Raw genomic sequence first — 26566 nt, forward strand, 5'->3', positions numbered from 1 at the left:
GATGCGGTACAGGTGAACCACCCCAGCGGATGCCAAGGGATGCGCATCCCGATGCCGCTAAGCAGGAGGAAATGACTGCTGAAGGGGTGGGGCAGCAGCCCGTAGTAGTGATGAAGCAGGGTAACTCCTGCGGAGCGAAGGGGCATAGTCGAGTACCCTAGGTTACTAACCCAGACAATGATTAGGAAGCCGTGAGGAAATCCGTAAGGGTTTCGGTGAGCAAAACTGACTAAAAACGTGTATGGTACAAATCCGCTAGAAAGGATTTGATACCATCAACCAAACGTTTCAAGAACTAATCATTCCTAGGTCGGAGCAGGAATTCCGCGACCTACAAGACAAGATGTACGCCATTACACAATAAGTAAACTCGAGGAATACAGAAAGTGCGTACACTAGTAAAGTCTAGAGCGGATTAGTAACCGGGGTACTCGATGGAACGCCGTGTGCGGGGAAACTCGCACGCACGGTGTGAAGCGGGGGAAAATAGCCCCTCCGGGTAATGCCGAGGGTGACTATTACCTATCGCTATCGCTCGACCCCATCTATGCACAAAAATTAGGGGTCAATATCGATGAATTGCTGCTTTCCCAGCCTGACACGGGCGAGCAAGGTGCGTCACGTTTCCGTATAAGTGCGTAGGCACGAAAGCGGAGTCCGATGGGAACATCGGGACAACTCTACAGCCGAGTTGGAAGGTGAAATTCCTTCCCGTGGTGATAGTCCTATATCCACGAGCCTGAGACTCCTGCATGCATTCCGGTGCACCCTCACCGGGATGTATGAAGCCAGGTGAAGTCGTAACCCAAGTAGCCTAAGGCCGCAAAATGTGGCTATGGCGAAAGTGGTGCGGGGCTCCTTAAAAGACGCCTATGGTGACGAAAGGAACCTATGCGTGAAGCTCGGTTACCGGTGCTCCCTGAAAAGGGACCATACAGGACGAACCACCGTGTCTTGTTTGCGGTGTTTCCTTTAACCGGCTGGCTTAGTTCGGTTACTGCTCTGATGGGTAGCGGACGTTCCAATCAGAGGTCCTGCCGAGTAGAGTAGGCACCTAAGGGCGTTCAAAAGAAGGGATAGGCTGTAGGGAACGTGAGAGGCCCCCTAAGGAGGAGACAGGGCTGGTCGATGATATCTTAGGGGGAGTCAGCGGTTCCATAGTAATGATGAAGGAGCGCCGTTTGAACCCCAAAGGCAACGATGGGGGAGGAAAAAACGCTCTGGAGTGAAGGGAACCAGCCGGGGCGGCAAAGTATCTACATGTTACGGCAAGCAGGCTAATTCATGGCACTTCCACCCAGTATTATAAAAAGGGAGAAAGGAGCATGAAGGTAAACAAACTTGTCGTAAAAAGCGAACAGGACTTGAGAAACTGCTTGGATCTTCTTTATCAAGAAGCTAAAAAGGGAAAACATTTTTACGGGATGCTTGAGTTGCTTCAAAATGATGTTGTCATTTTAGAAGCTATTCGCCACAGAGATAAAGGAAAATGCAAAATATGTGCTGTATACTTAAGTCCCGGTAACTTCCACTGCCATCATATTGACCCGAGTAAACCTTTAAGTGAGATCAATAAGACCGTTAATCTAGTTAGCTTATGCAACCAATGCCATAGGCTTGTCCATAGCAACCAAGAACCGCCGTTTACAGAACGAAAAATGATTGACAAACTAACGGAGTATAGGAACAAGCTGAAAATATAAAAGTTCTGTTCGCTGGAAAAATTGTAGGTGCTGCTGCCATGTCATCGCGAGGTGATATGGTGGAGAGATAGCCCAAACGGGGCTATCGAAGCTGTCCCGGTGGAACGCCGTGTGCGGGGAAACTCGCACGCACGGTGTGGGGTGGGGGAAAAGCCGGAGATTGCATCAAAGGCTTACCTATCACTATCGCTCGAAATCGCGGAAGCGCTCGTGCGAAGCGGCGCGGTCGATATTATCGTCATCGACTCGGTGGCGGCGCTTGTGCCGAAAGCGGAAATTGAAGGGGAGATGGGCGACGCCCATGTCGGCTTGCAAGCGCGGCTTATGTCCCAGGCGCTTCGCAAGCTGTCCGGCGCCATTAACAAGTCAAAAACGATCGCCATCTTCATCAACCAAATTCGCGAAAAAGTCGGCGTCATGTTCGGCAATCCCGAGACAACGCCGGGCGGGCGGGCGCTCAAGTTTTACGCTTCCGTCCGCCTAGAGGTTCGTCGCGCCGAGCAAATCAAGCAAGGCAATGATATGGTCGGCAACAAGACGAAAATCAAAGTCGTCAAAAACAAAGTCGCGCCGCCGTTTAAAACGGCTGACGTCGACATTATGTACGGCGAGGGCATTTCCCGCGAAGGGGAAATCATCGATATGGCGTCTGAACTTGACATTGTGCAAAAAAGCGGCTCATGGTATTCGTACAAAGACGAACGGCTCGGCCAAGGGCGGGAGAATGCAAAACAATTTTTGAAAGAAAACCCGCATATCGCCGAAGAAATCGCCCGCGCCATCCGCAAACATTACGGCATCGATGATGGCGAAGCAGGCGGCGAACCGATGCAAGACGAATTTGGGCTGCTTGAGGAATAACAGACGGAAGGCGTCCTGGCATGGCTGGGGCGCCTTTTTCCTAGCTGCCGAAACGGAACGGCCATTCACGTCCCTTTGCAGGATATGCCGGAGGACGCCCGACTAACTTGCAGGCGGTTCTGTTTCTTTTCGCATTTTGCCAAAAAGAAGAGGCAGAGCAGAACGCTCTGTGTGCCGCGGCTTAAGAAGGGCTCCTGTGTAATATCTTGACAATTCCTACCGCCGCCTTTACAATGAACATGTATATTTGTCCATGTACACGGCAGGGTCGCGTGCCCGCCCGCAGCGGCGTACTGCTTGGATGCGGGGGCGCGTGGAAATGGCCAGGCAAACGACCAAGCCAATGGGTTGAAAACGGGAATGTCCATCTGCGTCGGACGATGGCGCGAAGAAGGCGCAAGGGAAAACGAAACAGCAAGAGGAGGTGAAACGATGGGTTCGATCATCATCTCCGCTTTGCTTGCCTTAGTCATTGGTGCCGTTGTTGGCTTTTTTGTTCGCAAATCGATTGCCGAAGCGAAAATCGGTGGCGCGAAAGCAGCTGCCGAGCAGCTGATTGAAGAGGCGAGACGCGAGGCGGACGCCTTGAAAAAAGAGGCGCTTCTCGAAGCGAAAGACGAGATTCATAAATTGCGGACGGAAGCGGAGCGCGACATCCGCGACCGGAGAAGCGAGCTCCAAAAACAAGAAAACCGCTTGATGCAAAAGGAGGAAAACCTCGATCGCAAAGATGAAGCGCTCAACAAACGCGAGGCGCTGCTTGAAGCGAAGGAAGAAGCGTTAAACGAAAGACAACAGCATATTGAACAAATGGAAAGCAAAGTGGAAGCGCTCGTGAAGCAGCAACAAACCGAACTCGAACGCATTTCCGGCCTGACGCGCGACGATGCGCGCCAGCTCATTTTGGAACGCGTTGAAAAAGAACTGTCCCATGAGATTGCCATGATGATCAAAGAGGCGGAAACGCGGGCGAAAGAGGAAGCGGACAAGCGGGCGAAAGCGATTTTGTCGCTGGCCATCCAGCGCTGCGCCGCCGACCATGTCGCCGAAACGACGGTGTCCGTCGTCAACTTGCCAAACGATGAAATGAAAGGGCGGATCATCGGGCGCGAAGGGCGGAACATTCGCACGCTTGAGACGCTGACTGGCATCGATTTAATTATCGATGATACGCCGGAAGCGGTGATTTTGTCCGGGTTTGATCCGATTCGCCGCGAAACGGCGCGCATCGCGTTAGACAAGCTTGTGCAAGACGGACGCATCCACCCGGCGCGCATTGAAGAAATGGTGGAAAAGGCGCGCCGCGAAGTCGATGAGCACATTCGCGAAGTCGGCGAGCAGACGACGTTTGAAGTCGGCGTCCATGGCTTGCATCCAGATTTGATCAAAATTTTAGGGCGGCTGAAGTTCCGGACGAGCTACGGACAAAACGTCTTGAAACATTCGGTGGAAGTGGCGTTTTTAGCCGGACTGATGGCGGCCGAACTCGGAGAAGACGAAATGTTGGCGCGCCGGGCCGGCTTGCTTCATGATATCGGCAAGGCGATCGACCATGAGGTTGAAGGCAGCCACGTGGAGATCGGCGTCGAGCTGGCGACGAAGTACAAAGAACATCCCGTCGTCATCAACAGCATCGCCTCCCACCATGGCGACACCGAGCCGACATCGGTCATCGCGGTGCTTGTGGCGGCGGCGGATGCGCTCTCCGCAGCGCGGCCGGGAGCGCGCAGCGAGACGCTGGAAAACTATATTCGCCGCTTAGAGAAACTGGAGGAAATCGCGGAATCGTACGAAGGCGTGGAAAAATCGTACGCCATCCAGGCCGGCCGCGAAGTGCGCATCATGGTCAAGCCGGATATGATCGACGATTTGGAAGCGCACCGGTTGGCGCGTGACATCCGCAAACGGATTGAAGAAGAGCTCGACTACCCGGGCCATATTAAAGTGACCGTCATCCGTGAAACGCGCGCGGTCGAATATGCGAAATAAAGTGGCATCCTATTGCCACTTTATTTTTTTGTGCGTAAAATGAGAAAGTGCAATGGATCCGCGCCACCTTTGAAGCGAAGCGCCATATTTTTTTGATTAGAAAGGGATCGATCATGAGAATCTTATTTATCGGCGATGTCGTCGGTTCGCCGGGGCAAAAAATGGTCGAGCATTATTTGCCGAAATTAAAAGAAAAACACCGTCCCGATATCGTCATCATCAACGGTGAAAACGCCGCCGGCGGGAAAGGGATCACCGAGCCGATTTACCGGGCGTTTTTGGCCCAAGGAGCCCATGTTGTGACATTAGGCAACCATGCGTGGGACAAGCGTGATATTTTTGAATTCATCGATCAGGCGAAGGCGCTCATCCGCCCGGCGAACTATCCGCCCGGCACACCGGGAAAAGGCATCGTCTACGTGCCGACCGAGCAAGGGGAGGCGGCGGTCATCAACTTGCAAGGGCGGACGTTTTTGCCGGCGATTGACTGTCCGTTTCAAAAAGCGGATGAATTGATTGCCGCTGCCTCGACGCGCACGCCGGTCATCATTGTTGATTTTCACGCTGAGGCGACAAGCGAAAAACAGGCGATGGGCTGGCACTTGGATGGGCGCGTGTCGGCCGTCATCGGCACGCATACGCACGTTCAGACGGCGGACAATCGCATTTTGCCGAAGGGTACGGCGTACATTACCGATGTCGGCATGACCGGCCCGTATGACGGCATTTTAGGGGTTGACCGCGACGCGGTGCTGCGCAAATTTTTAACCGGACTGCCGGTCCGGTTCGGCGTCAAGGAAGGACGAAGCCAGCTGAACGCGGTGCTTGTCGATGTTGATGGAAAAAGCGGGCGTGCGCTTGGCATTGAACGGTTGATCATTAATGACGACCACCCATATTTTGAATAATCGTTTTTTTAAAAATTTTAAAAACAAGCTTCTCCTCAGCAGGAATAGTTGTCGAAACAGTGAATATAGTTACAGTGAAGACATTTTACCGTAATCCATTTTTCAAGGGGACGAGGGAGGAGCTAGAAATGGAAATATTAAAAGTTTCAGCAAAGTCGAATCCGAACTCTGTAGCCGGTGCACTTGCCGGGGTGCTGCGCGAGCGCGGCGCGGCGGAAATTCAGGCGATCGGTGCAGGTGCATTGAACCAAGCCGTTAAGGCAGTAGCGATCGCACGAGGGTTTGTGGCACCAAGCGGCATGGACTTGATTTGCATTCCGGCGTTTACCGATATTATTATTGACGGAGAAGAGCGGACCGCCATTAAATTAATCGTCGAACCTCGTTAACTCGATGATGAGTCAATGGTAAAATATAACCTGTTGGCGCCTTCGCTGTAGAAGGCAGGCAGGTTATTTTTGCTTTTTTAAGGGGGAAAATGAATGATTTTCGATGCCCACTGTGATGCGCTCATGAAGCTATGGCAAGACCGGTCGTTGTCGTTTCACGATGGGGCGCCGCTTCATGTCACCTTTTCTGGCATGGCGGAAGCGGGAATAAAAGTGCAATGTTTTGCCATTTACGTGCCGGAAACCGTGCCGGAAGAAGCCCGGTTCACAGCGGCGTTGGAGATGGTGGACATTTTCTTTGCCCGCATCGTCGAGGCGTTCCCGTCCGTCAAGTTTGTGCGGACGAAGCAGGATATCGCCGCACTGAAAGAAGGGGAAATTGGCGCGATGTTGACGCTCGAAGGATGCGACGCCATCGGTGCCAACCTTGTCAAGTTAAAGACGCTTCTTCGCCTCGGCGTCGCTTCTGTCGGCCTGACGTGGAACTTTCCAAACGCCGTCGCCGACGGGGCGTGGGAGAAGCGCGGCGCCGGCTTGACCGCGTTTGGCCGGCAAGTCGTTGCACTTCTTAATGAAGCAAAACGATGGGTTGATGTGTCCCATTTATCGGAGAAAGCGTTTTGGGATGTCATCGAGATGGCTCGGTTCCCCATCGCTTCCCATTCCAACGTGCATCGTCTATGCCCGCATCCGCGCAATCTGACGGACGAGCAGCTGAAAGCGCTGATTGAAAAAGACGGGATGATTGGCATCAATTTTGTCCCGTACTTTTTAACGAAGGACAAACGGAGAGCAACGATCGCCGATGTGCTTCGCCATCTTGACCATGTATGTGCGCTCGGAGGGGAAAACAACGTCGGGTTCGGCTCCGACTTTGACGGCATTACGGAAACGGTTTCCGGCCTTGAAACGGTGAAGCAATACGACCAGCTCGTCAATGAGTTGTACAAGCATTACTCCGCCGAACAAGCATCCCGCTTTTTATTCGGCAACTTCTACGCCCATTTACCGGAGTGACGAATATCACTGAGTATCGGCTCTGCGTATCCTAGAATAGAAGACAGGGCATCCGCGGCGCCGGCTGAAAAAGGCGTTCAAAATGGTAGTTTCCTTGTCAGAAAAGTGGTACAATAGTAGCGAAAGGCTGGAGTGAATATAAAGGGGTGTAATTCATGATCGAACAGCTGTCATGGAAGGTAGGCGGCCAGCAAGGGGAAGGAATTGAAAGTACAGGGGAAATTTTTTCCACAGCGCTGAACCGCCTCGGATATTACTTATATGGATACCGCCATTTTTCTTCACGCATCAAAGGGGGTCATACGAACAACAAAATTCGCGTCAGCACGAAACCGGTGCGGGCGGTCGCTGATGATTTGGACATCTTGGTGGCGTTCGACCAAGAGACAATCGACTTCAACTTCCACGAGCTGCGTGACGGCGGCATCGTCATTGCGGACGCCAAATTCAATCCAGTGATTCCGGAAGGAAAAGGAGTGGCGCTTTACGCCGTTCCGTTCACCGATATCGCTACACAGCTTGGCAATCCGCTGATGAAAAACATGGTTGCCATCGGCGCGACAAGTGCGGTGCTCGATTTGGACGCCGCCGTGTTCGAAAGTGTTGTTGTGGATACATTTGGGCGCAAAGGGGCGCAAGTCGTTGAGAAAAACATGGAAGCGATTCGCGCTGGAGCGCAATATATGAAAGAGCAGCTCGATGGTTCGACGAAAACGATGAAACTAGCCAAAGCCGACGGCAAACGGCGAATGTTCATGATTGGCAACGATGCCATCGCCTTGGGCGCCATTGCCGGCGGGGCGCGCTTTATGGCCGCCTATCCGATCACCCCAGCTTCGGAGATTATGGAGTATTTGATTAAAAAGCTGCCGGATTTTGGGGGCGCGGTCATCCAGACAGAAGATGAAATCGCGGCCTGTACGATGGCGATCGGCGCCAACTATGCGGGCGTGCGGGCGTTCACCGCTTCCGCCGGACCCGGGTTGTCGCTTATGGCCGAAGCGATCGGACTAGCTGGGATGACGGAAACACCGCTTGTTGTGGTTGACACGCAACGAGGCGGTCCAAGCACCGGCTTGCCGACAAAGCAAGAGCAGTCGGATTTGCTCGCGATGATCTATGGCACGCACGGGGAAATTCCCAAAATTGTCATGGCGCCAAGCACGGTCGAAGAAGCGTTTTACGATATGGCGGAAGCGTTCAACTTAGCTGAGGAATACCAATGCCCGGTCATTTTCCTGTCGGATTTGCAGCTGTCGCTCGGCAAGCAGACGGTTGAGCCGCTTGATTACGATCGGATCGAGATCCGCCGCGGCAAGCTGATGAATGGTGAGCTGCCGCCGCTTCCGGACAAAGACAACTTCAAACGGTATGAAATCACGCCGGACGGTGTTTCGCCGCGGGTGCTGCCGGGAACAAAATACGGCATCCACCATGTCACCGGGGTCGAACACGCCGAAACAGGCCGCCCGTCAGAGACGGCGGCAAACCGCCGGGCGCAAATGGAAAAACGGATGCGCAAACTCGAGCACATCCACTTCCCGACGCCGGTGCACAAACAACTCCGCCACGAAGAACCGGATTTGCTCCTTGTTGGCTTTTTATCGACGCGCGGAGCCATTGAAGAAGCGATGGAGCGGCTCGAGCAAGATGGCGTCAAAGTCAACCATGCGCACATCCGTCTGCTTCATCCGTTCCCGGTTGACGACGTGCGGCCGCTTGTCGAGAAAGCGAAACGAGTCGTCGTCGTCGAGCAAAACGCCACCGGGCAGCTGGCGAACTTGTTGAAAATGAACGTCGGGCACGCTGATAAAATCGCCAGCGTCTTAAAATTCGACGGCAATCCGTTCTTGCCGGGCGACGTCTATACTAAATGCAAGGAGTTGTTAGCGCAATGGCCACCTTTAAAGATTTCCGCAATGATGTGAAACCGAACTGGTGTCCGGGGTGCGGCGACTTTTCCGTGCAGGCCGCCATCCAGCGCGCGGCCGCCAATCTCGGGTTGGAGCCGCACGAACTCGCGGTCATTTCCGGGATCGGCTGCTCGGGCCGCATTTCCGGCTACATTCACTCTTACGGCTTTCACGGCACGCACGGCCGCGTTTTGCCGCTGGCGCAAGGAGTGAAAATGGCGAACCGCGATTTGACGGTCATCGCCGCCGGCGGGGATGGCGACGGATTCGCGATCGGCATGGGGCACACGGTTCATGCCATTCGCCGCAACATCGACATCACATACATCGTCATGGACAACCAAATTTACGGGTTGACGAAAGGACAAACATCGCCGCGCAGTGCTGCCGGCTTCCAAACAAAAAGCACGCCGCACGGGTCGATTGAGCCGGCTTTGTCGCCGCTTGAGATCGCGTTAAGCGCCGGAGCGACGTTTGTCGCGCAAGGTTTCTCAAGCGATTTAAAAGAATTGACGAGCTTGATTGAGGAAGGCGTCAAGCATAAAGGCTTTGCGCTCATCAACGTCTTCAGCCCGTGCGTGACGTACAACAAAGTGAATACGTACGAGTGGTTCAAAGAGCGGCTCATCAAGGTGAGCGACATCGAAGGATACGACCCGTCCGACCGGGAGATGGCGATGCAGACGGTCATGAAATACGATGGGCTCGTCACCGGGATCATTTATCAAAACAAAGAACAAAAGTCGTACCAAGAGCTTGTGCCAGGCTACAGCGAGGCGCCGCTTGCCGAGGCGGAGCTGAAAATGAGCAAAGAAAAGTTCGCCGAACTCGTAGCAGAGTTTATGTAAAAATGGAAACAATTTGCACCCGATGGAGGCTTGCCTCATTGGGTGTTTTTTGTTATCATGACATGTTCCGGTCCTCCGGAACAAACCCCATTGTGTTTCCTTGCCGCTCGCGATATACTATGGTAGTGTGTGGTTGGAAGAAATTTGCCGAGGCGAGGCCGGCTGCACAGGAAACGGCGGCCGCTCGTCTCGGATGATCGAATGATTTTGTGAAGAAAGGAGATTGCTATGAACGAAAAACAACGTTTGGAGCAAACGGGACAAATCAAAACCGAAAGCCATCCAGCGGACAGAAAATCCGCCTTGGACCGGCTGAAAGAAAAAACGACGAAAGACTATGAGAAATATTTCACGAGCGTGTTTCTCCCGCCGAATTTAAAAGAGGCGAAGAAACGCGGCAAAGAGGAAGTCAAGTACGTCAAAGACTTTTCGATTCCTGAAGAGTTTCGCGGCATGGGGCGCGGACGGAAGTTTTACATCCGCACGTATGGCTGTCAAATGAACGAGCACGATACGGAAGTGATGGCCGGCATTTTCATGGCGCTCGGCTATGAGCCGACCGACCGTCCGGAAGAGGCAAACGTCATTTTGCTCAACACGTGCGCGATCCGTGAAAACGCGGAAAACAAAGTGTTTGGCGAGCTCGGCTACTTAAAGCCGCTCAAAACGACGAACCCGGACTTATTGCTCGGCGTGTGCGGCTGTATGTCGCAAGAAGAATCGGTTGTCAAGAAAATTTTAAAGCAATACCAATACGTCGACCTTATTTTCGGCACGCACAACATCCATCGCCTGCCGTACATTTTGCATGAGGCGTACATGTCGAAAGAAATGGTCGTCGAAGTATGGTCGAAAGAGGGCGACGTTGTTGAAAACTTGCCGAAAGTGCGCAAAGGGAAGATTAAAGCATGGGTCAACATTATGTACGGCTGTGACAAGTTTTGCACGTACTGCATCGTTCCGTACACGCGCGGCAAAGAGCGAAGCCGCCGTCCGGAAGACATCATCCAAGAAGTGCGCCAGCTCGCCGCCCAAGGCTATAAAGAAATTACGCTCCTTGGGCAAAACGTCAACGCTTACGGAAAAGATTTCACCGACATCCAGTACGGCCTTGGCGATTTAATGGATGAGCTGCGCAAAATTGACATTGCGCGCATCCGCTTCACAACGAGCCATCCGCGCGACTTTGACGACCGGCTCATCGAAGTGCTCGCCAAACGCGGCAACTTGGTTGAGCATATCCATTTGCCGGTGCAATCGGGCAGCACGGAAATTTTAAAAATGATGGGCCGCAAATATACGCGCGAGGAGTACTTGGAGCTCGTTCGCAAAATCAAAGCCGCCATTCCGGATGTCGCGTTGACGACGGATATTATCGTCGGCTTCCCGAACGAGACGGACGAGCAGTTTGAAGAAACGCTGTCGCTTTACCGTGAAGTCGAATTTGACTCGGCCTACACGTTCATCTATTCACCGCGCGAAGGCACGCCGGCGGCGAACATGAAGGACAACGTGCCGATGGAAGTGAAAAAAGAGCGGCTCAAGCGTCTCAACGACCTTGTTCAGGAAATCGCGGCCAAGAAAATGAAGCAATACGAAGGGCAAGTCGTCGAAGTGCTTGTGGAAGGCGAAAGCAAAACGAATCCGGACGTATTGGCGGGTTATACGCGCAAAAACAAGCTCGTCCACTTCGTCGGCCCCAAATCGCTCATTGGCCAATTGGTCAACGTGCGCATTACGCAGGCAAAGACGTGGACGCTGACGGGCGAGCTAGTCAATGAAGCGATCGAGGTGAACGAACATGGCAAAATATACGCGGGATGATATCTTGGCCCAGGCGAAGCAGCTGGCGAAAATGATCGCCGAAACGGAAGAAGTCGACTTTTTCAAACGAGCGGAAGAAAAAATCCACCAAAACGAAAAAGTGCGCACGTTGATCAACGAGCTGAAATCGTTGCAAAAGCAAGCGGTCAACCTTCAGCATTACGGAAAACATGAAGCGCTGAAACAGGTTGAGGCCAAAATTGACGCCATTTACGAAGAGTTGTCGCAAATTCCGATCGTCAGCGAATTCCAGCAGTCCCAATCCGATGTGAACGACCTGCTTCAGCTCGTCGCCTCGACGATTTCGAATACGGTGACTGATGAAATTCTCGCTTCGACGGGCGGCGACGTGCTGCGCGGCGAAACCGGCGCCGCGCTTCGCTACAACAAACACGGCGGCTGCCATTAATGGCATGCGGCTCAAAAGCGTCCTTCGGGGCGCTTTTTTTCTTATGGGCGCGCTCTCCCTTCCCCCAAACCGCGGGCGGCTGCCTGGCGGCAAAAAAGAAGGCACATCGAACGGAGCAGGCGCATACAATGAACTATACGGAATAATGATTCATTTGCTGTGCACATTAGCGGAGATGGCGCATAGGATGAAATGAAGATTCATTTGAGGAGGGTTCCGTTCGATGTCTGAATACAGAGAAATTATTACGAAAGCTGTTGTCGGCAAAGGCCGCAAGTTTACACAATCGACCCATACGGTGACGGCGCCGAACCGCCCGTCAAGCATTCTCGGCTGCTGGATCATCAACCACCGTTATGAAGCGAAAAAATGCGATAAAACGGTCGAAATTCACGGCCATTATGACATCAACGTCTGGTATTCGTACAACCACAATACAAAAACCGAAGTCGTCACCGAAACGGTGTCGTATACGGACGTCGTCAAATTAAAATATCGCGACAAAGATAATTTAATCAGCGATGACACCGATGTCATCGTCCGCGTCATCCAGCAGCCGAACTGCCTCGAATGCACGATTTCGCCAAACGGCAATAAAATCGTTGTCGATGTTGAGCGGGAGTTTGTCGCCGAAGTGATCGGCGAAACGAAGGTGTGCGTTGCCATCAATCCGGAAGGATGCGGCAAGGACGACGATTTTTGCGACGAGGATGACCTTGATGAAGAATTAGAAGATTTAAGCCCAGATTTGCTGCTTGGCGAAGAAGAATAAAACTAGGAAATTTCTTTCCTAGTTTTTTCTTTTGCCGCTTGTTATAATAGTAGCGCAATCAACGAGCCTTCGGGCCGAAAAGGTTGGGGAGAAGCGATGCCATCGTACACACCGATGATCCAGCAATATTTGCACATTAAAGCGCAATATCCGGACGCGTTTTTATTTTTCCGGCTTGGCGATTTTTACGAACTGTTTTTTGACGACGCCATCAAGGCGGCGCAAGAGCTGGAAATTACATTAACAAGCCGCGACGGCGGCGATGAACGGGTGCCGATGTGCGGGGTGCCGTACCATTCGGCGCAAGGATATATTGAGCAGTTAATCGAAAAGGGATATAAAGTCGCCATTTGCGAACAAGTCGAAGACCCGAAAACGGCCAAAGGCGTCGTTCGCCGCGAAGTTGTGCAGCTCATCACCCCAGGGACGCTCATGGAAGGCAAAGGGCTCACCGAGAAGGAAAACCACTACTTGGCGGCGCTCACGCCGTTTGCTGATGGTACATACGGATTGGCTTACGCCGATTTGTCGACCGGCGAGGTCCGGTTGACGCTTCTTTCTTCGTGGGAGGAAGCGGCAAACGAATTGCACGCCGTTGGAGCGCGGGAGATCATCGTTGCCACAGACAGCGGCGAAGAGTGGGTGCGCGAGCTGAAAGAGCGGTACGGGGCGGCGGTCTCTTATGAGGACGACACATCTCTATGCGACGAATGGAACGGCGTCATCGGCCATGTGGCGCAAGAAAAGCTGCGGCAGGCCGCAGCCCGCTTGCTTCATTACCTCGTCCGCACGCAAAAGCGGCGGCTCGATCATTTGCAGCCGGCTGAGTTGTATCAAGTTGACCACTATATGAAAATGGACCGACATTCCAAGCTGCATTTGGAATTGGTCGAAACGGTGCGGTCAAAAGGAAGGAAAGGCTCGTTGTTATGGCTTTTGGATGAAACGGTGACAGCGATGGGTGGGCGGCTCTTAAAACAATGGCTGGACCGGCCGCTCATTGATCGGCGCGAAATCGAACGGCGCCTCGATTTTGTGGAAACGTTGAAAACGAGCTATTTTGAACGGCAGGAGCTGCGCGACAGGCTGCGCGGCGTTTACGACATTGAGCGCCTTGTCGGCCGTGTCTCCTACGGCAACGCCAATGCCCGCGATCTCGTGCAGCTGAAAAAGTCGCTTCTTCAAGTGCCGGCGCTCCGCCAGACGGTCGGCGCACTGCCGCTCGCTGAAGCGGACAAGCTGTGCGAGCGCCTTGACCCGTGCGAAGAGCTCGTCGATTTGCTCGAGCGCTCGATTCAAGAACAGCCGCCGCTTTCCGTCAAAGAAGGGAACCTCATCAAAGACGGATATGACAAGCAGCTCGACCGCTACCGCGATGCGAGCCGCAACGGCAAGGCGTGGATCGCTGAACTTGAGGCGAAGGAGCGGGAAGCGACCGGCATCAAATCGCTCAAAGTCGGCTACAACCGAGTGTTTGGCTACTATATTGAAGTGACAAAGCCCAATCTCCCCCTTGTTCCGGAAGGACGTTACGAGCGGAAGCAGACGCTCGCCAACGCCGAGCGGTTTATCACCCCGGAGTTGAAGGAAAAAGAGGCGCTCATTTTGGAGGCGGAAGAAAAAAGCATCGAACTCGAATATGAACTGTTTGTCGCCATTCGCGAGCAGGTGAAGCAATACATCCCGCGCCTGCAGACGTTGGCGAAAGCCATTGCCGAGCTTGATGTGCTTCAATCATTCGCAACGATCAGCGACGAGTATCGCTACGTGCGTCCGCAGTTTTCCACGGAGCGCGTCTTGGTGATTCAAGGCGGCCGCCACCCGGTTGTCGAAAAAGTGCTCGGCGCGCAAATGTACGTGCCGAATGACTGCTACATGAACCGCGAGCGGGAAATGCTGCTCATCACTGGACCGAACATGGCTGGAAAAAGCACGTACATGCGGCAAGTGGCGCTCACCGCCGTCATGGCGCAAATCGGCTGTTTCGTTCCCGCCGAGCGGGCGGTGCTGCCCATTTTTGACCAAGTGTTCACCCGCATCGGCGCTGCTGACGACCTGTCGGCAGGACAAAGCACGTTTATGGTCGAAATGTTGGAGGCGCGCCACGCCATCGCTCATGCGACACAAAACAGCCTCATTTTGTTTGATGAAATCGGGCGCGGCACATCGACGTACGACGGCATGGCGCTCGCCCAGGCGATCATTGAGTACATTCACGACCATATCGGCGCGAAAACACTATTTAGCACCCACTACCATGAACTCACCGCCTTGGAGCGTTCGCTCCCGCGGCTTTCGAACGTCCATGCCCGCGCCATCGAGGAAAACGGCAAAGTCGTCTTTTTGCATCAAATCGCCGACGGGCCGGCCGACAAGAGCTACGGCATTCACGTCGCCGAACTGGCCGGGCTGCCGGCTTCGCTCATTGAACGCGCGCGGGCCATTTTAGCGGAACTGGAGAAAGCGGCGGGAAAACAGGAAGCCGCCGCAGGCAGGATGGACGATGGCGCTTTGGCGGAAGCGGGTTTGGCTTTTCAGGGGAACGAAGCGTTAGACGTCGGCAGCAAGGTTGAGCGCGAGAAGGCCTCCCGTCCGTCAGCCGGCGCGGCGCGGGAGGGCGTTTTGGCGGAAGCGGCGTTTGAGCAGCTGAGTATGTTTCCTGACCTTGCCCCGGCGCCTGTGGAGCCGCCTCTTTCAAACAAAGAGAAAAAGGCGCTCGCGGCGCTGAAAGAGATCAATTTGCTCGAGATGACGCCGCTTGAGGCGCTCAACAAACTGTATGAACTGCAAAAGCTCCTCAAGTAAAGGAGGGAGGCCCGATGGGACGCATCCGCAAGCTCGATGACCTGCTGGCAAACAAAATCGCCGCCGGCGAGGTCGTCGAGCGGCCGGCTTCGGTCGTCAAGGAGTTGGTGGAAAACGCCATTGATGCCCATAGTACGGTCATCAACATCGAGCTTGAAGAGGCGGGAATGGCGAAAATCCGCGTCATCGACAACGGCGACGGCATGGAGGAAGACGACTGCTTGCTCGCTTTTGAACGCCATGCGACAAGCAAAATTCATGACGAGCACGATTTGTTCCGCATCCGCACGCTCGGGTTCCGCGGTGAGGCGCTGCCGAGCATCGCTTCTGTATCCGAAGTGGAGCTGACGACCGGCACGGGCAGCGGACCGGGAACGAAGCTTGTGCTTCAAGGCGGCGCACTCGTCTCCCGCGAGCGGGCGGCGGGGCGCAAAGGAACGGATATTACCGTATCGAACTTGTTTTTCAACACCCCAGCGCGCTTGAAATATATGAAAACGATCCACACCGAGCTCGGCCATGCGGCCGACGTCGTCAACCGGCTAGCGCTCGCCCATCCGGACGTATCATTTCGCCTCCGCCACCAGGGCAAAACATTGCTTGCCACCAATGGCAGCGGCGATGTTCGGCACGTGCTCGCCGCTATTTACGGCGCCGAGACGGCGAGGCAAATGATCCCCATTGAAGCGGAATCGCTCGATTTTACTATTCGCGGTTACATTTCGCCGCCGGACGTGACGCGCGCCTCGCGCAACTACATCTCGCTTGTTGTCAACGGCCGCTATGTGCGCAGCGTGCCGCTCATGAAAGCGATTGAAGCCGGCTACCATACGCTCTTGCCGATCGGCCGCTATCCGATTGTGTTTTTATCCATTGAAATGGATCCGGTGCTTGTCGATGTCAACGTCCATCCGGCAAAGCTCGAAGTCCGCTTTAGCAAGGAAGCAGAGCTGAATGAGCTCGTCACAGACGCCATCCGCCAGGCATTTCGCAAGCGGACGCTCATTCCGTCCGTATCTGCCGACAGCAAGATGGCAAAACCAAAGGCGGAGCAGGCGGCTTGGACGTTCACTCATCGCGTCCGCGAGCCGTCTGTCTTATCGAGCGACATCGGCGGCGGGGAAGATGCGACCGCCCCTCTTGCGCCGCTAACCGGTGACGCACCGGCTGAGCGGCCATCCGCGGCTGTGCAGACGGATGAATGTGGAATACTGGACGAACATGGGCCCGCTTTTGAGCGAAAGCAGGAGGAAGAGGTGGGAGAAGAGCGGTGCTCTCCCCGCTTGCCGACAGATGGGCAAGCGGAGGATAAAGCGGCGGCCGATCGCCTGCCGCCGCTTTATCCGATCGGACAATTGCATGGGACGTACATTTTGGCGGAGAACGAACATGGGTTGTATATGATCGATCAGCATGCGGCTCAAGAGCGGATCAACTATGAATATTTCCGGGAAAAACTCGGCGAAGCCACGAAGGAAGTGCAGGAGCTGCTCGTTCCGTTGATGTTTGAATATCCAGCCGACGAGTACGAGCGGATCGCCGCCTGCCGCGATGAGCTGGCGCGCTGCGGCGTGTTTCTTGAGCCGTTTGGGCCGCGGGCGTTTCTCGTTCGCTCCCATCCGACGTGGTTTCCGAAAGGGAGAGAAAGGGAAATCATCGAGGAAATGATCGAACAAGTGTTGGCGGCCAAAACGGTCGACATCAAGCAATTGCGCGAACAAGCGGCGATCTTAATGAGCTGCAAGCGCGCCATTAAAGCAAACCAACATTTGCGCCAGGATGAACTGTTCGCTTTGCTTGAGGCGCTGCGGCAGACAACGGACCCATTTACTTGTCCCCACGGCCGGCCGATCATCGTTCATTTTTCGACATATGAAATTGAAAAACTATTTAAACGGGTGATGTAGCCTGCTCCCCCTTTGCGCGACAAAGGGGGCGCTTTTTGTAATCGTTTTGTAATCTACTTTTATTCTTTCTGTTACAGACGGATTGCTTTGATTTTACTATAATGGCTCATGTGTAGGAATACGTGGTGAATTTTGTAGAGTGATAGCGAATTTTGTATAAACATGGATACATAAAGATGGATACATCGACGTCATAGGGGGATGCAGCATGAAAAAGACGGTTGTATTGACAAGCACGTTGATCGGCTCGCTGTTGGCCGGCCACGCGGCATCGGCGGCGAGCTATACGGTGCAAAAAGGCGATACGCTTTGGAAGATTGCCCGGCAATCCGGCACGACGGTCGCCGCGTTAAAGCAAGAAAACGGTTTGTCTTCGGATTTGATTTTTCCCGGACAAGTATTGCGCGTCAATGAACCAAATAAATCGAACGAAACTTCTTCGAATACATATACGGTCGAGCCTGGTGATACGCTAAGCGGAATCGCCCGCAAGTTTAGCACGACTGTGGATGCGTTGCTCAAGCTTAATCCAAGCATTACGAACCCAGACTTCATTCGCGCCGGGCAGAAGCTGCAAGTAGCAGGGGAACAGGAACGTTCCAATACATACAATGTGCAGCCGGCAGCCGTGCCGACAAGCGGCCGGTATATCGTGCAGGCGGGGGATACGCTGCTTGAGATTGCGAACAAGTTTCAAACGACGGTCGACCGTCTATTGGCACTGAATCCGCAAATTACAAACCCGAACACCATCCGCATTGGCCAAGCCATTAAAGTGGCGGGCGGAACGACTGATGTCCGGGAGGCCAAGCAGCAAGTATCGGCCGCCAACTCGGCTGCCACTGAGTCGTCCGCATCGCTTGCCGACCGAATCATCGATATTGCGGAAAAATATTTAGGGGCGCGTTATTTGTACGGAGCAAGCCCGTCGCGCACCGATGTGTTTGACTGCTCATCGTTTACGATGCGCGTCTTCAGCGAAGCCGGCATTTCGCTGCCGCGCACATCCACCGCTCAAGCGCAAGCCGGAAGAACGGTGTCGTTTAACCAATTGCAAAAAGGCGATCTCGTCTTTTTTGACACCGATTCAAATGGGACGATCAACCATGTCGGCATTTACGCTGGCAACGGGCAAATGATCAACGCGACCGTTTCGTTGGGTGTTGCGTATTCGTCGCTGACGTCATCCTATTGGAAAACGCGGTATGTAAAAGCGGTTCGGGTCATCAACTAAATGAAAGACGATTAACGCAGCTGTTCGTGCGAAGCCTTAGGCGCTTCGGTGAACAGCTTTTTTGTTGTTCGTGCGAGTGAAAGCCGAATCCAACAAAGATGCAGGATGATGCCGCGGAAAAACGGGTTAGCGGTTTTGAGGCTTTCTGCTTTTAAGGCAACAAAAAACAGCAACAAGTACAAATAGTCCGGCTTTCTGGCGCGTATCATTTGGTGCCATGATGATTCATCATGTAAAATAAGATATTCATAGATGATCAAAAAGGAGGGCATTGGTATGAACAGCCGTCTGTCCGTGATGGTGAGCATTGTGCTGGCCATGCTCGTCGCCTCGATGGATACGACGATCATGAACACGACGATGCCGATCATCGCCAAAGAACTTGGGGGATTCTCCCTTTATGCATGGGCGTTTGCGTCATACATGATTACGACAACCGTCCTGTCACCGATTGCCGGCCGTCTGTCCGACCTGTTTGGCCGCAAAAACGTATTCAGCTTTGGCATCATTTTATTTTTGATTGGCTCGCTTCTTTGCGGTTTGTCGCAAAATATGGTGCAACTCGTCCTGTTCCGCGCCGTACAAGGGGTCGGCGCCGGGTTTATGATGCCGTTTCCGGCCATTATCGCCGGCGATTTGTTTCCGGTGGAAAAGCGCGGAAAGATCCAGGCGTTTTTTACCGCCATGTGGGGGATTTCCGCCGTCTTGGCGCCGCTTTTAGGCTCGCTGTTTGTCGAATACGCGACATGGCGCTGGATTTTTTATGTCAACATTCCCATTTGCCTGCTCTCGCTTGTGACGTTGTTTCCATATAAAGAAGTATATGAACCGAAGCGGGCGGCGGTTGACTATATGGGGGCGGTGTTATTTGCCGCCGCAGTCAGCCTGCTTTTGCTCGTCACTGTTGCGAAGCGCGGACAATGGTGGTACGGGGCGGCCGGTGCGCTCTTGCTCATGGTGTTTTACTTTTTCGAAAAACGGCAGCCGTCTCCGCTCGTGCCGCTTTCACTTGTTCATCACCGCACGCTCAAATGGATGAACATTAACGGCTTTGTCAGCTGCGTCGCGCTGTTTGGCACGTCAAGCTACATTCCGCTCTTTTTGCAAAATGTTGCTCATTTATCGGTATTTATCAGCGGCGTCGCTTTGCTCGGCTCGTCCGTTGGTTGGATGATCGCCGCCGTGCCGGCCGGGAAATGGATTTTGCGCTATGGCTACCGTCCGCTTCTCATCATCGGCAATGTGCTGCTGGTTGCGTCCGGCTTGCTTCTGGCGCTGCTGAACGAAAGTCACGGGTTTTGGTATGTGTTTTTCGTCATGTTTGTCCAAGGGCTGTCGTTTGGGTTGACCTCGACCGTCGGCGTCATCGGCTCGCAGCAGCTTGCGGACGTCCATGAAAAAGGAATCGCGACGTCCTTTTTTATGTTTTGCCGCAATATCGGCACGGCGATCGGCGTGACCGTCATGGGAGCGTTTTTGACGAAGGCGCCGACGTTTATGACCGGCATCCATCATTTGTTTTTATTCGGCCTCATTGGCAGCATCGCCGCGCTTGTCACCTCGCTTTTCATTCATGATGAAGCCGAAACCGGCCGAAACACGTGGCAGCCGGAAGGAACGGCGTAAGGCGGGGAAGCGGCATGGGGGCGGCCGGTTTGCTCTCCTTGCGAGTTTACGGTGAAAGAGGAGGCTCATTGAGAAAATCCAGTTGATTTTCTCAATGAAGCAGGCCTTTTCATCAAAGATGGCGAAAGAGCCAAAAAAAATACTAAACATTGGCTGTTATCATCCGATAATGTAGATGGAACAACATACTGATTCACAGACGGAGGACTTGCCAATGAACATGAAAATGACCGTGCGCAAAAAACTGCTGGCTGGCTTCGGCCTCGTCTACGTGTTGATCGCGCTGCTAGTCGGGTTTTCTTATTACGAAATTTCGACTCTTGACCGTACATACACCGATGTGATCGACAAACGGGTGACGAAGCTTGTCAATGCCAAAGAGCTTGAAGTATTGATCCGCCGCGAGGTCGGCAGCATGCGCGGCTATTTGTTGACCGGCGATGAGACGTCAAGGAAAAATTTTGAAAAAGCGCATGGGGAGTACAAGAAAATAAGCGAAAAGCTTGCGGCGGAGCTGACGCGGGAAGAAACGAAACAGCTGCTTGCCGAGCTCGATTTGCTTGAACAGCAGTTTTACGAACTTGGGCAAAAAACGTTCGACCTAAAAGCGCAAAACAAACCGGAGCAGTACATCGCCCTTGTGACCACAACAGGGCGCGACTTAACAACCCAATTTGATGAAAAGGTGAATCAATTGGTCGCTCTCCAGCAGCGGGAAATGAAGGAAGCTAATGATGATGCGAGCGCATCGGCGGCTGCGGTCCAGCGGCTGATCATCATCGTCGGCTTGTTGACGGCGGCGGCTGGAGCGACCGTCAGCTATTACATCAGCCGCTCGCTTTCCCGCCCGCTATTGGCGCTGTCGGAAGCGGCGAAGCGGATCGCCGCCGGCGATTTGACGGACGGGCGGCTCTCGGTTCGCAACCGCGATGAAATTGGCGCACTCGCCGCTTCGTTTGAGCAAATGGCGAAAAACTTGCGCGAAGTGCTTCAAGAAGTGGCGCAAAACGCCGAGCAAGTCGCCGCTTCGTCGGAGGAGCTGGCAGCGAGCGCCGAACAGACGAGCAAGGCGACCGAGCAAATCGCCATGACGATTCAGGGCGTTGCTTCCGGCATGGACAAGCAAATGCAAAGCGTGGAAGAAACGTCCGCCGCCGTCGATTCGATGTCTGAGAGAATCGAGCAAATTTCCGGACGGGCGCAAAGCGTGTCCGCCATCGCTGCTGAGGCGTCAAGACAAGCGGCTGAGGGAGGGCAAACGATCGAGGCGGGCGTTGCGCAAATGAACAAAGTCAACGATACGGTCGAGCGGCTGGCTGACCTCATTAAAGGGCTTGGCCACCGTTCCGAGCAAATCGGCTCGATCATCGAAGCAATCCGCAGCATCGCGGCGCAGACGAACTTGCTCGCCTTAAACGCCGCCATTGAGGCGGCGCGCGCCGGCGAGCACGGGCGCGGCTTTGCCGTCGTTGCTGACGAAGTGCGGAAGCTCGCCGAGCAATCGGCCCAATCGGCCCAGCAAATCGCGGAATTGATCGCTGCCATTCAAGAAGAAACGGTCCATGCCGTCCAATCGATGGAGTCGGTCGTCAACGAAGTGACGGCCGGAACGAACGTCATTCGCGCCTCGGGAGAAATGTTCGCCCGCATTCGCGCCGCCGTGGACGAAGTTGCGGCGCAAATCCGCGACGTATCCACCGCGGTCAGCGACATGGTCTCTTCTTCGGAGCAAATGGTGCGCTCCGTCCGGCTTGTCGCCGACGTGGCCGAGTCGACATCGGCCGGTGCGCAGGAGGTGTCGGCGGCGACCGAGGAACAGCTGGCCTCGATGGAGGAAATTTCAGCTTCGGCCGCGTCGCTCTCGAAAATGGCGGACGATTTGCAGGCGATTGTCAACAAGTTTTCATTATGATGAGCGCCTTTTATGGCGTTCATTTTTTTCCATATGGTTATGGCGAAAGGGAAGAAAGGCGATTTTTCGCGCTGCCATGTATAAAACGATTTGTGGATGGCGAAAACGTATGAAAGAAATGGTTCCATGCACAGCTGTTTTTATGTATAATGATGGTTGACAAAAGTCCCACAACAGAAAGCAGTGACGCGCTATGGCTGAAAAAGTCGCCGTCATCGTCGGGCCGACGGCGGTCGGCAAAACGAAGCTCGGCATCGCGTTGGCGAAAAAGCTGGGCGGAGAGGTCATCAGCGGCGATTCGATGCAAATTTATAAAGGGATGGACATTGGCACGGCGAAAGTGAAGCCCGATGAGATGGAAGGAATCCCGCATCATTTGCTGGACATCAAAGAGCCGTGCGAACCGTTTTCCGTCGTCGAATTTCAGCGGCTTTGCCGTGCGCTCATCACCGAGATTTCGGCGCGCGGCCGGCTGCCGATCATCGTCGGCGGCACCGGGCTGTACATTCAGGCAGCCCTTTACGATTACCAATTTTCCGCCGCCCCTTCCGACGAAGCGTACCGCCGGGCGCTCAAACAGCTGGCGGCCGAGCAAGGAGCCGAAGCGCTTCACCGGCGGCTTGAGGCGGTTGATCCAATAAGTGCGGCCCGCATTCATCCGCACAACATCCGCCGCGTCATCCGCGCCTTAGAAGTGTATCATTGCACCGGAAAGCCGTTCAGCGAGTGGCAGCAAGGGCAGTCAAAGCGGCTTTTGTATGAGGCGGCCATCGTTGGCTTGACGGCGGAGCGGGAGGCGCTTTACCGCCGCATCAACGAGCGGGTCGATGAGATGATCGCCGCAGGGTTGATCGAAGAGGCGAGGGCGCTTTATGACCGCGGCCTGCGCGACTGCCAGGCGGTGCAAGCCATCGGCTACAAGGAGCTGTACGACTATTTTGACGGCCGCGTTTCCCTTGATGAAGCGATCGAGCAGCTGAAACAAAATTCGCGCCGCTATGCGAAACGGCAGCTCACTTGGTTTCGCAACCAAATGCCGGTGAAATGGTTTGACATGACCGACGCTGGGCAGTTCGCCGCCAAGGTGGAGGAAATTTCTCGCTATGTAGCAGGAAAGCTTCAACTTGAAGCGAATATATAATTATATCCTTAGAGAGAAAAGAGGAGGACGTTTGATGAAAAATACGATCAATATTCAAGACCAGTTTTTAAACCAGCTGCGCAAAGAGGGCATTCAAGTGACCGTCTTCTTATTGAACGGCTTCCAACTGCGCGGATACATTAAAGGGTTTGACAACTTCACCGTACTTTTGGAAGTGCAAGGAAAACAACAGCTCATTTACAAGCACGCCATTTCGACGTTTGCGCCGGAGCGGAACATCCATTTTGAAACCGAACAGTAAGACCGACGGTACATACGCCGCCGAAAAAAGGCGCCTTCCTTCGCGGAGGGCGCCTTTTGCCATTTCCCGTTTTCCTTCCGCGCCCGCTATTTGATCGACAAGCTCCTGCGTCACCCGAAGGGAAGTGAGGGACGAGGTGAATTCAGATGCGTAAACCGCCGCTTTTGTGAATAAACATATACAAACTTTTTCCGCTATAGCCGACCCGCTGTTCGTTTGGGCGATTGTCACGGATCGGCGGTGGCGTACGTATACTAGTAACGAAAAGGCAAGGCGTCAAAAGCCAAGTCGGAACGGGTGCGGATGGCAGAAAACGGGAAGCGAGGTGACGCCCCTTGTCAGAATTGACGATGAACAAGGCGAAAGGGCAAATCAACATCGTGTTGAACTCCAAAACGGTAAACCATTTAGTGAAAGAAGAGAGAAACGACTGGCTCGATGGCGAAGAGCATCAGGCGCTCCGCAATATTCAAAAGGAGCTTGATCAGCTGATCGGCCTTGATCATGTCAAAAAAATCATCAAGGAAATTTACGCCTGGCTGTACATCAACCGGCTGCGCAAGGAGAACGGCTTAAAGGCCAACCGCCAGGCGCTCCATATGATTTTCAAAGGCAATCCCGGCACCGGCAAAACGACAGTGGCGCGCTTGCTCGGCAAGCTGTTTTTTGAGATGAACGTGCTGTCCAAAGGGCATTTCATCGAGGCGGAGCGGGCCGATTTGGTCGGAGAGTACATCGGGCATACGGCGAGCAAAACGCGCGATTTGATCAAAAAAGCGCGCGGCGGAATTTTGTTCATCGATGAAGCGTATTCGCTCGCCCGCGGGGGCGAAAAAGATTTCGGCAAAGAAGCGATTGACACGCTTGTCAAAGGGATGGAAGACTATTGCGACGACTTGGTTGTGATTTTGGCCGGCTATCCGAAAGAAATGGACTACTTTTTGTCGCTAAATCCCGGCTTGCCGTCGCGCTTTCCTCTCACGATCGAGTTTCCCGATTATACGGTCGAGGAGCTTGTGCAAATCGCCAAGCAAATGCTGCGCGAACGCGAGTATGAAATGACGCCGGAAGCGGAGCGGAAACTGTACATTCATCTCGAAGGGACGCTGGAAGCGACCGGCCGCCTCAAGTTCAGCAACGGCCGCTATGTGCGCAACTTAATCGAAAAAGCGATCCGCAAGCAGGCGGTCCGCCTTCTTTATGAAGGGCGATATGAAAAAAAAGAGCTGATGACGATCCGTGACCGCGATCTCGTCATTCATGCGTAACGAGGAAACGGCGCTCCTTTGGTACCAAAAAAAGGAGCGCGTTTTTTTGTTTGAGAAAAAGAGGAATGCCTTAGAAAAGATCGAATACATAAACAATACAGGGCGTGCACTACAATTTGTCTGAATTATCTGTCTTATAAAACCTTTTGCTTGTCCAAATTTATGAGAAAAAGGGGGAGCTGCCGCTTGTACATGACGATTGGGGAGATGTTTTCCCAGACAGTGCGAAAGTTTCCAAACCGGGAGGCGGTCGTCGACGCGGCGACCGGACGCCGCTATACGTACGCCGAATGGGAGAGGGAAGTGAACCGGTGGGCGAACGCGTTTTTGGAAGCGGGCGTCCGCAAAGGAGATCGCGTTTCGACGGTGCTGTACAATACGCTTGAGCTCGCGACCGCCTTGTTTGCCTGCGCCAAAATCGGCGCGGTGTTCAATCCGATCAACTTTCGGCTGAGGGCGGAAGAAATCGCCTATATTTTGACGGACGCCGAGCCGAAAATCGTGCTGTTTGAACGGGCGGTGGAACCGGAACTTGCCGCGATTCACAGCCGTTTCCCGCACGTGTCATTTTGGTCGATCGACCGCGATCCGCCGCCGTTTGCCAAAAACGCTCACGAGCAGGCCGCGCGGGCCCTAGGGGAAGCGCCGCGTGTTCATGTGGATGAGAGCGATCTTTATGCCATTATGTATACAAGCGGCACAACTGGGCGTCCAAAAGGAGTGATGCACCGTCACCGCGACATGATCGAGCAAAGCGTCATTTGCCATGGCGTCATGCGCATCCGCGAGACGGATCGCGGGCTGGCGGCAGCGCCGCTGTTCCATTGCGCCGAGCTGCATTGCTGCTTGCTGCCGCGCGTGCATGCCGGAGCGGCGAGCGTCATTTTGCACCATTTTGACGCCAAGCTCGTGCTTGAAACGATCGAACGGGAGCGGATTACGATCATGTTTGGAGCCCCGACGATGTGGAACATGATCTTGCAGGAGAATGTAAGCGGTTACGATTTATCTTCGCTTCGCCTCGGCCTATACGGCGCCGCTCCGATGGCTCCAGCGCTTGTCAGGCAATGCCAAGAGCAACTCGGCATCGAGCTGATTCAAGCGTACGGCATGACGGAAATGGGGCCCGCGGTGACGTTTTTGTTGGAAGACGAGCAGCTGAAAAAAGCCGGTTCCGCTGGACGCGCCTGCCTGAACCATGAGATCCGCGTCGTCCGTGCGCGTGAAGACGGGCCGTCCGACCCAGACGATGTGCTGCCGCCATATGAAGTCGGTGAAATTGTGATGCGCGGGCCGTGCATGATGGCTGGCTACTACAAGCGCGAGGAAGCGACGGAAAAAGCGTTGTACAAAGGTTGGTATCATTCCGGCGACCTCGGCTACCTTGATGAAGACGGCTACTTGTATGTCGCCGACCGGGTCGATGACATGGTGATCAGCGGCGGGGAAAACGTCTATCCGCGCGAAGTCGAGGACGTGTTGTACGAGCATCCGAAAGTGCTCGATGTCGCTGTGCTCGGTGAGCCGGATGAGTTGTGGGGCGAAAAAGTCGTCGCCTTCGTGGTCAAAAAAGATGACCTCCTGACCGCCGATGAGCTCGAGCAGTTTTGCAAAACGAGCGACCGCCTCGCTCCGTACAAACGTCCGCGCGCCTACTATTTCATCGATGCCCTGCCGCGCAACGCGAGCGGGAAAATCCAAAAGTTTTTGCTGCGCGAACAGCTGAAAAAACAGGCGACGGGCGGAACAGAGAAAAAGTGACCGAACAGAAGAGAGGG

Annotated in this window: 19 protein-coding genes and 2 pseudogenes; all 21 read left to right on the forward strand. The window is 53.9% G+C overall.

Annotated features, from left to right (window positions below):
- Nucleotides 1-531: 531 nt before the first annotated feature.
- Nucleotides 532-615: pseudogene (locus tag CV945_RS17955) on the forward strand (hypothetical protein); the annotation flags it as partial.
- A gap of 710 nt (nucleotides 616-1325) precedes the next feature.
- On the forward strand, nucleotides 1326-1703 hold the full coding sequence (locus CV945_RS17415; protein ID WP_033012180.1) for an HNH endonuclease: 378 nt from the start codon (nucleotides 1326-1328) through the stop codon (nucleotides 1701-1703).
- A gap of 186 nt (nucleotides 1704-1889) precedes the next feature.
- A pseudogene (gene recA, locus CV945_RS00715) lies at nucleotides 1890-2564 on the forward strand (recombinase RecA); the annotation flags it as partial.
- Nucleotides 2565-2996: 432 nt separating this feature from the next.
- Nucleotides 2997-4553: a ribonuclease Y gene (gene rny / locus CV945_RS00720; protein WP_033012175.1), complete on the forward strand. Its 1557-nt coding sequence runs from the start codon at nucleotides 2997-2999 to the stop codon at nucleotides 4551-4553.
- A 113-nt stretch (nucleotides 4554-4666) separates the two neighbouring features.
- Nucleotides 4667-5461: a TIGR00282 family metallophosphoesterase gene (locus CV945_RS00725; RefSeq protein ID WP_033012173.1), complete on the forward strand. Its 795-nt coding sequence runs from the start codon at nucleotides 4667-4669 to the stop codon at nucleotides 5459-5461.
- Nucleotides 5462-5589: 128 nt separating this feature from the next.
- Complete coding sequence (gene spoVS, locus CV945_RS00730; protein ID WP_003251598.1) at nucleotides 5590-5850, forward strand: stage V sporulation protein SpoVS; 261 nt, start codon at nucleotides 5590-5592, stop codon at nucleotides 5848-5850.
- Nucleotides 5851-5943: 93 nt separating this feature from the next.
- Nucleotides 5944-6867 (forward strand): dipeptidase, encoded by a 924-nt coding sequence (locus tag CV945_RS00735; protein ID WP_100658923.1) that lies wholly within the window; start codon nucleotides 5944-5946, stop codon nucleotides 6865-6867.
- Between the two features lie 155 nt (nucleotides 6868-7022).
- Entirely contained in the window at nucleotides 7023-8795 is a 1773-nt protein-coding gene (locus CV945_RS00740; RefSeq protein WP_011230800.1) for a 2-oxoacid:acceptor oxidoreductase subunit alpha, read from the forward strand.
- The gene (locus tag CV945_RS00745) at nucleotides 8762-9628 is read left to right on the forward strand and encodes a 2-oxoacid:ferredoxin oxidoreductase subunit beta (RefSeq protein WP_011230801.1); all 867 of its coding nucleotides are present in this window, start codon (nucleotides 8762-8764) and stop codon (nucleotides 9626-9628) included. Before CV945_RS00740 ends, CV945_RS00745 begins: the two co-directional genes overlap by 34 nt.
- 228 nt (nucleotides 9629-9856) lie before the next feature.
- On the forward strand, nucleotides 9857-11452 hold the full coding sequence (gene miaB / locus CV945_RS00750) for a tRNA (N6-isopentenyl adenosine(37)-C2)-methylthiotransferase MiaB (RefSeq protein ID WP_011230802.1): 1596 nt from the start codon (nucleotides 9857-9859) through the stop codon (nucleotides 11450-11452).
- Nucleotides 11430-11861 (forward strand): YlbF/YmcA family competence regulator, encoded by a 432-nt coding sequence (locus CV945_RS00755; protein ID WP_011230803.1) that lies wholly within the window; start codon nucleotides 11430-11432, stop codon nucleotides 11859-11861. The genes miaB and CV945_RS00755 overlap by 23 nt, the downstream gene beginning before the upstream one ends.
- A gap of 223 nt (nucleotides 11862-12084) precedes the next feature.
- Nucleotides 12085-12633, forward strand: coding sequence for an outer spore coat protein CotE (locus CV945_RS00765; RefSeq protein ID WP_011230804.1), 549 nt, complete (start codon nucleotides 12085-12087; stop codon nucleotides 12631-12633).
- Nucleotides 12634-12729: 96 nt separating this feature from the next.
- Entirely contained in the window at nucleotides 12730-15438 is a 2709-nt protein-coding gene (gene mutS, locus CV945_RS00770) for a DNA mismatch repair protein MutS (RefSeq protein ID WP_047757753.1), read from the forward strand.
- 14 nt (nucleotides 15439-15452) lie between these two features.
- Nucleotides 15453-17345, forward strand: coding sequence for a DNA mismatch repair endonuclease MutL (gene mutL / locus CV945_RS00775; RefSeq protein WP_011230806.1), 1893 nt, complete (start codon nucleotides 15453-15455; stop codon nucleotides 17343-17345).
- A 208-nt stretch (nucleotides 17346-17553) separates the two neighbouring features.
- Complete coding sequence (locus tag CV945_RS00780) at nucleotides 17554-18579, forward strand: C40 family peptidase (RefSeq protein ID WP_011230807.1); 1026 nt, start codon at nucleotides 17554-17556, stop codon at nucleotides 18577-18579.
- A gap of 276 nt (nucleotides 18580-18855) precedes the next feature.
- A complete protein-coding gene (locus CV945_RS00790; protein ID WP_062898539.1) occupies nucleotides 18856-20205 on the forward strand; it encodes an MDR family MFS transporter in 1350 nt (449 codons plus the stop codon).
- 214 nt (nucleotides 20206-20419) lie between these two features.
- A complete protein-coding gene (locus CV945_RS00795; protein ID WP_025039094.1) occupies nucleotides 20420-22117 on the forward strand; it encodes a methyl-accepting chemotaxis protein in 1698 nt (565 codons plus the stop codon).
- Between the two features lie 193 nt (nucleotides 22118-22310).
- Nucleotides 22311-23258, forward strand: a complete 948-nt coding sequence (miaA, locus tag CV945_RS00800) for a tRNA (adenosine(37)-N6)-dimethylallyltransferase MiaA (RefSeq protein WP_011230811.1) — start codon at nucleotides 22311-22313, stop codon at nucleotides 23256-23258.
- 34 nt (nucleotides 23259-23292) lie between these two features.
- Nucleotides 23293-23520 carry an RNA chaperone Hfq gene (hfq, locus tag CV945_RS00805; RefSeq protein WP_011230812.1) on the forward strand — a complete coding sequence of 76 codons (228 nt, stop codon included), beginning with the start codon at nucleotides 23293-23295 and terminating at the stop codon, nucleotides 23518-23520.
- Between the two features lie 335 nt (nucleotides 23521-23855).
- A complete protein-coding gene (gene spoVK, locus CV945_RS00810) occupies nucleotides 23856-24788 on the forward strand; it encodes a stage V sporulation protein K (protein WP_100658925.1) in 933 nt (310 codons plus the stop codon).
- Nucleotides 24789-24974: 186 nt separating this feature from the next.
- Nucleotides 24975-26549, forward strand: a complete 1575-nt coding sequence (locus CV945_RS00815; protein WP_021322296.1) for a fatty acid--CoA ligase — start codon at nucleotides 24975-24977, stop codon at nucleotides 26547-26549.
- Nucleotides 26550-26566: the final 17 nt, after the last annotated feature.

Origin of the sequence: Geobacillus sp. Manikaran-105, from assembly GCF_002809955.1 — a bacterium.
Lineage (GTDB): Bacteria > Bacillota > Bacilli > Bacillales > Anoxybacillaceae > Geobacillus > Geobacillus thermophilus.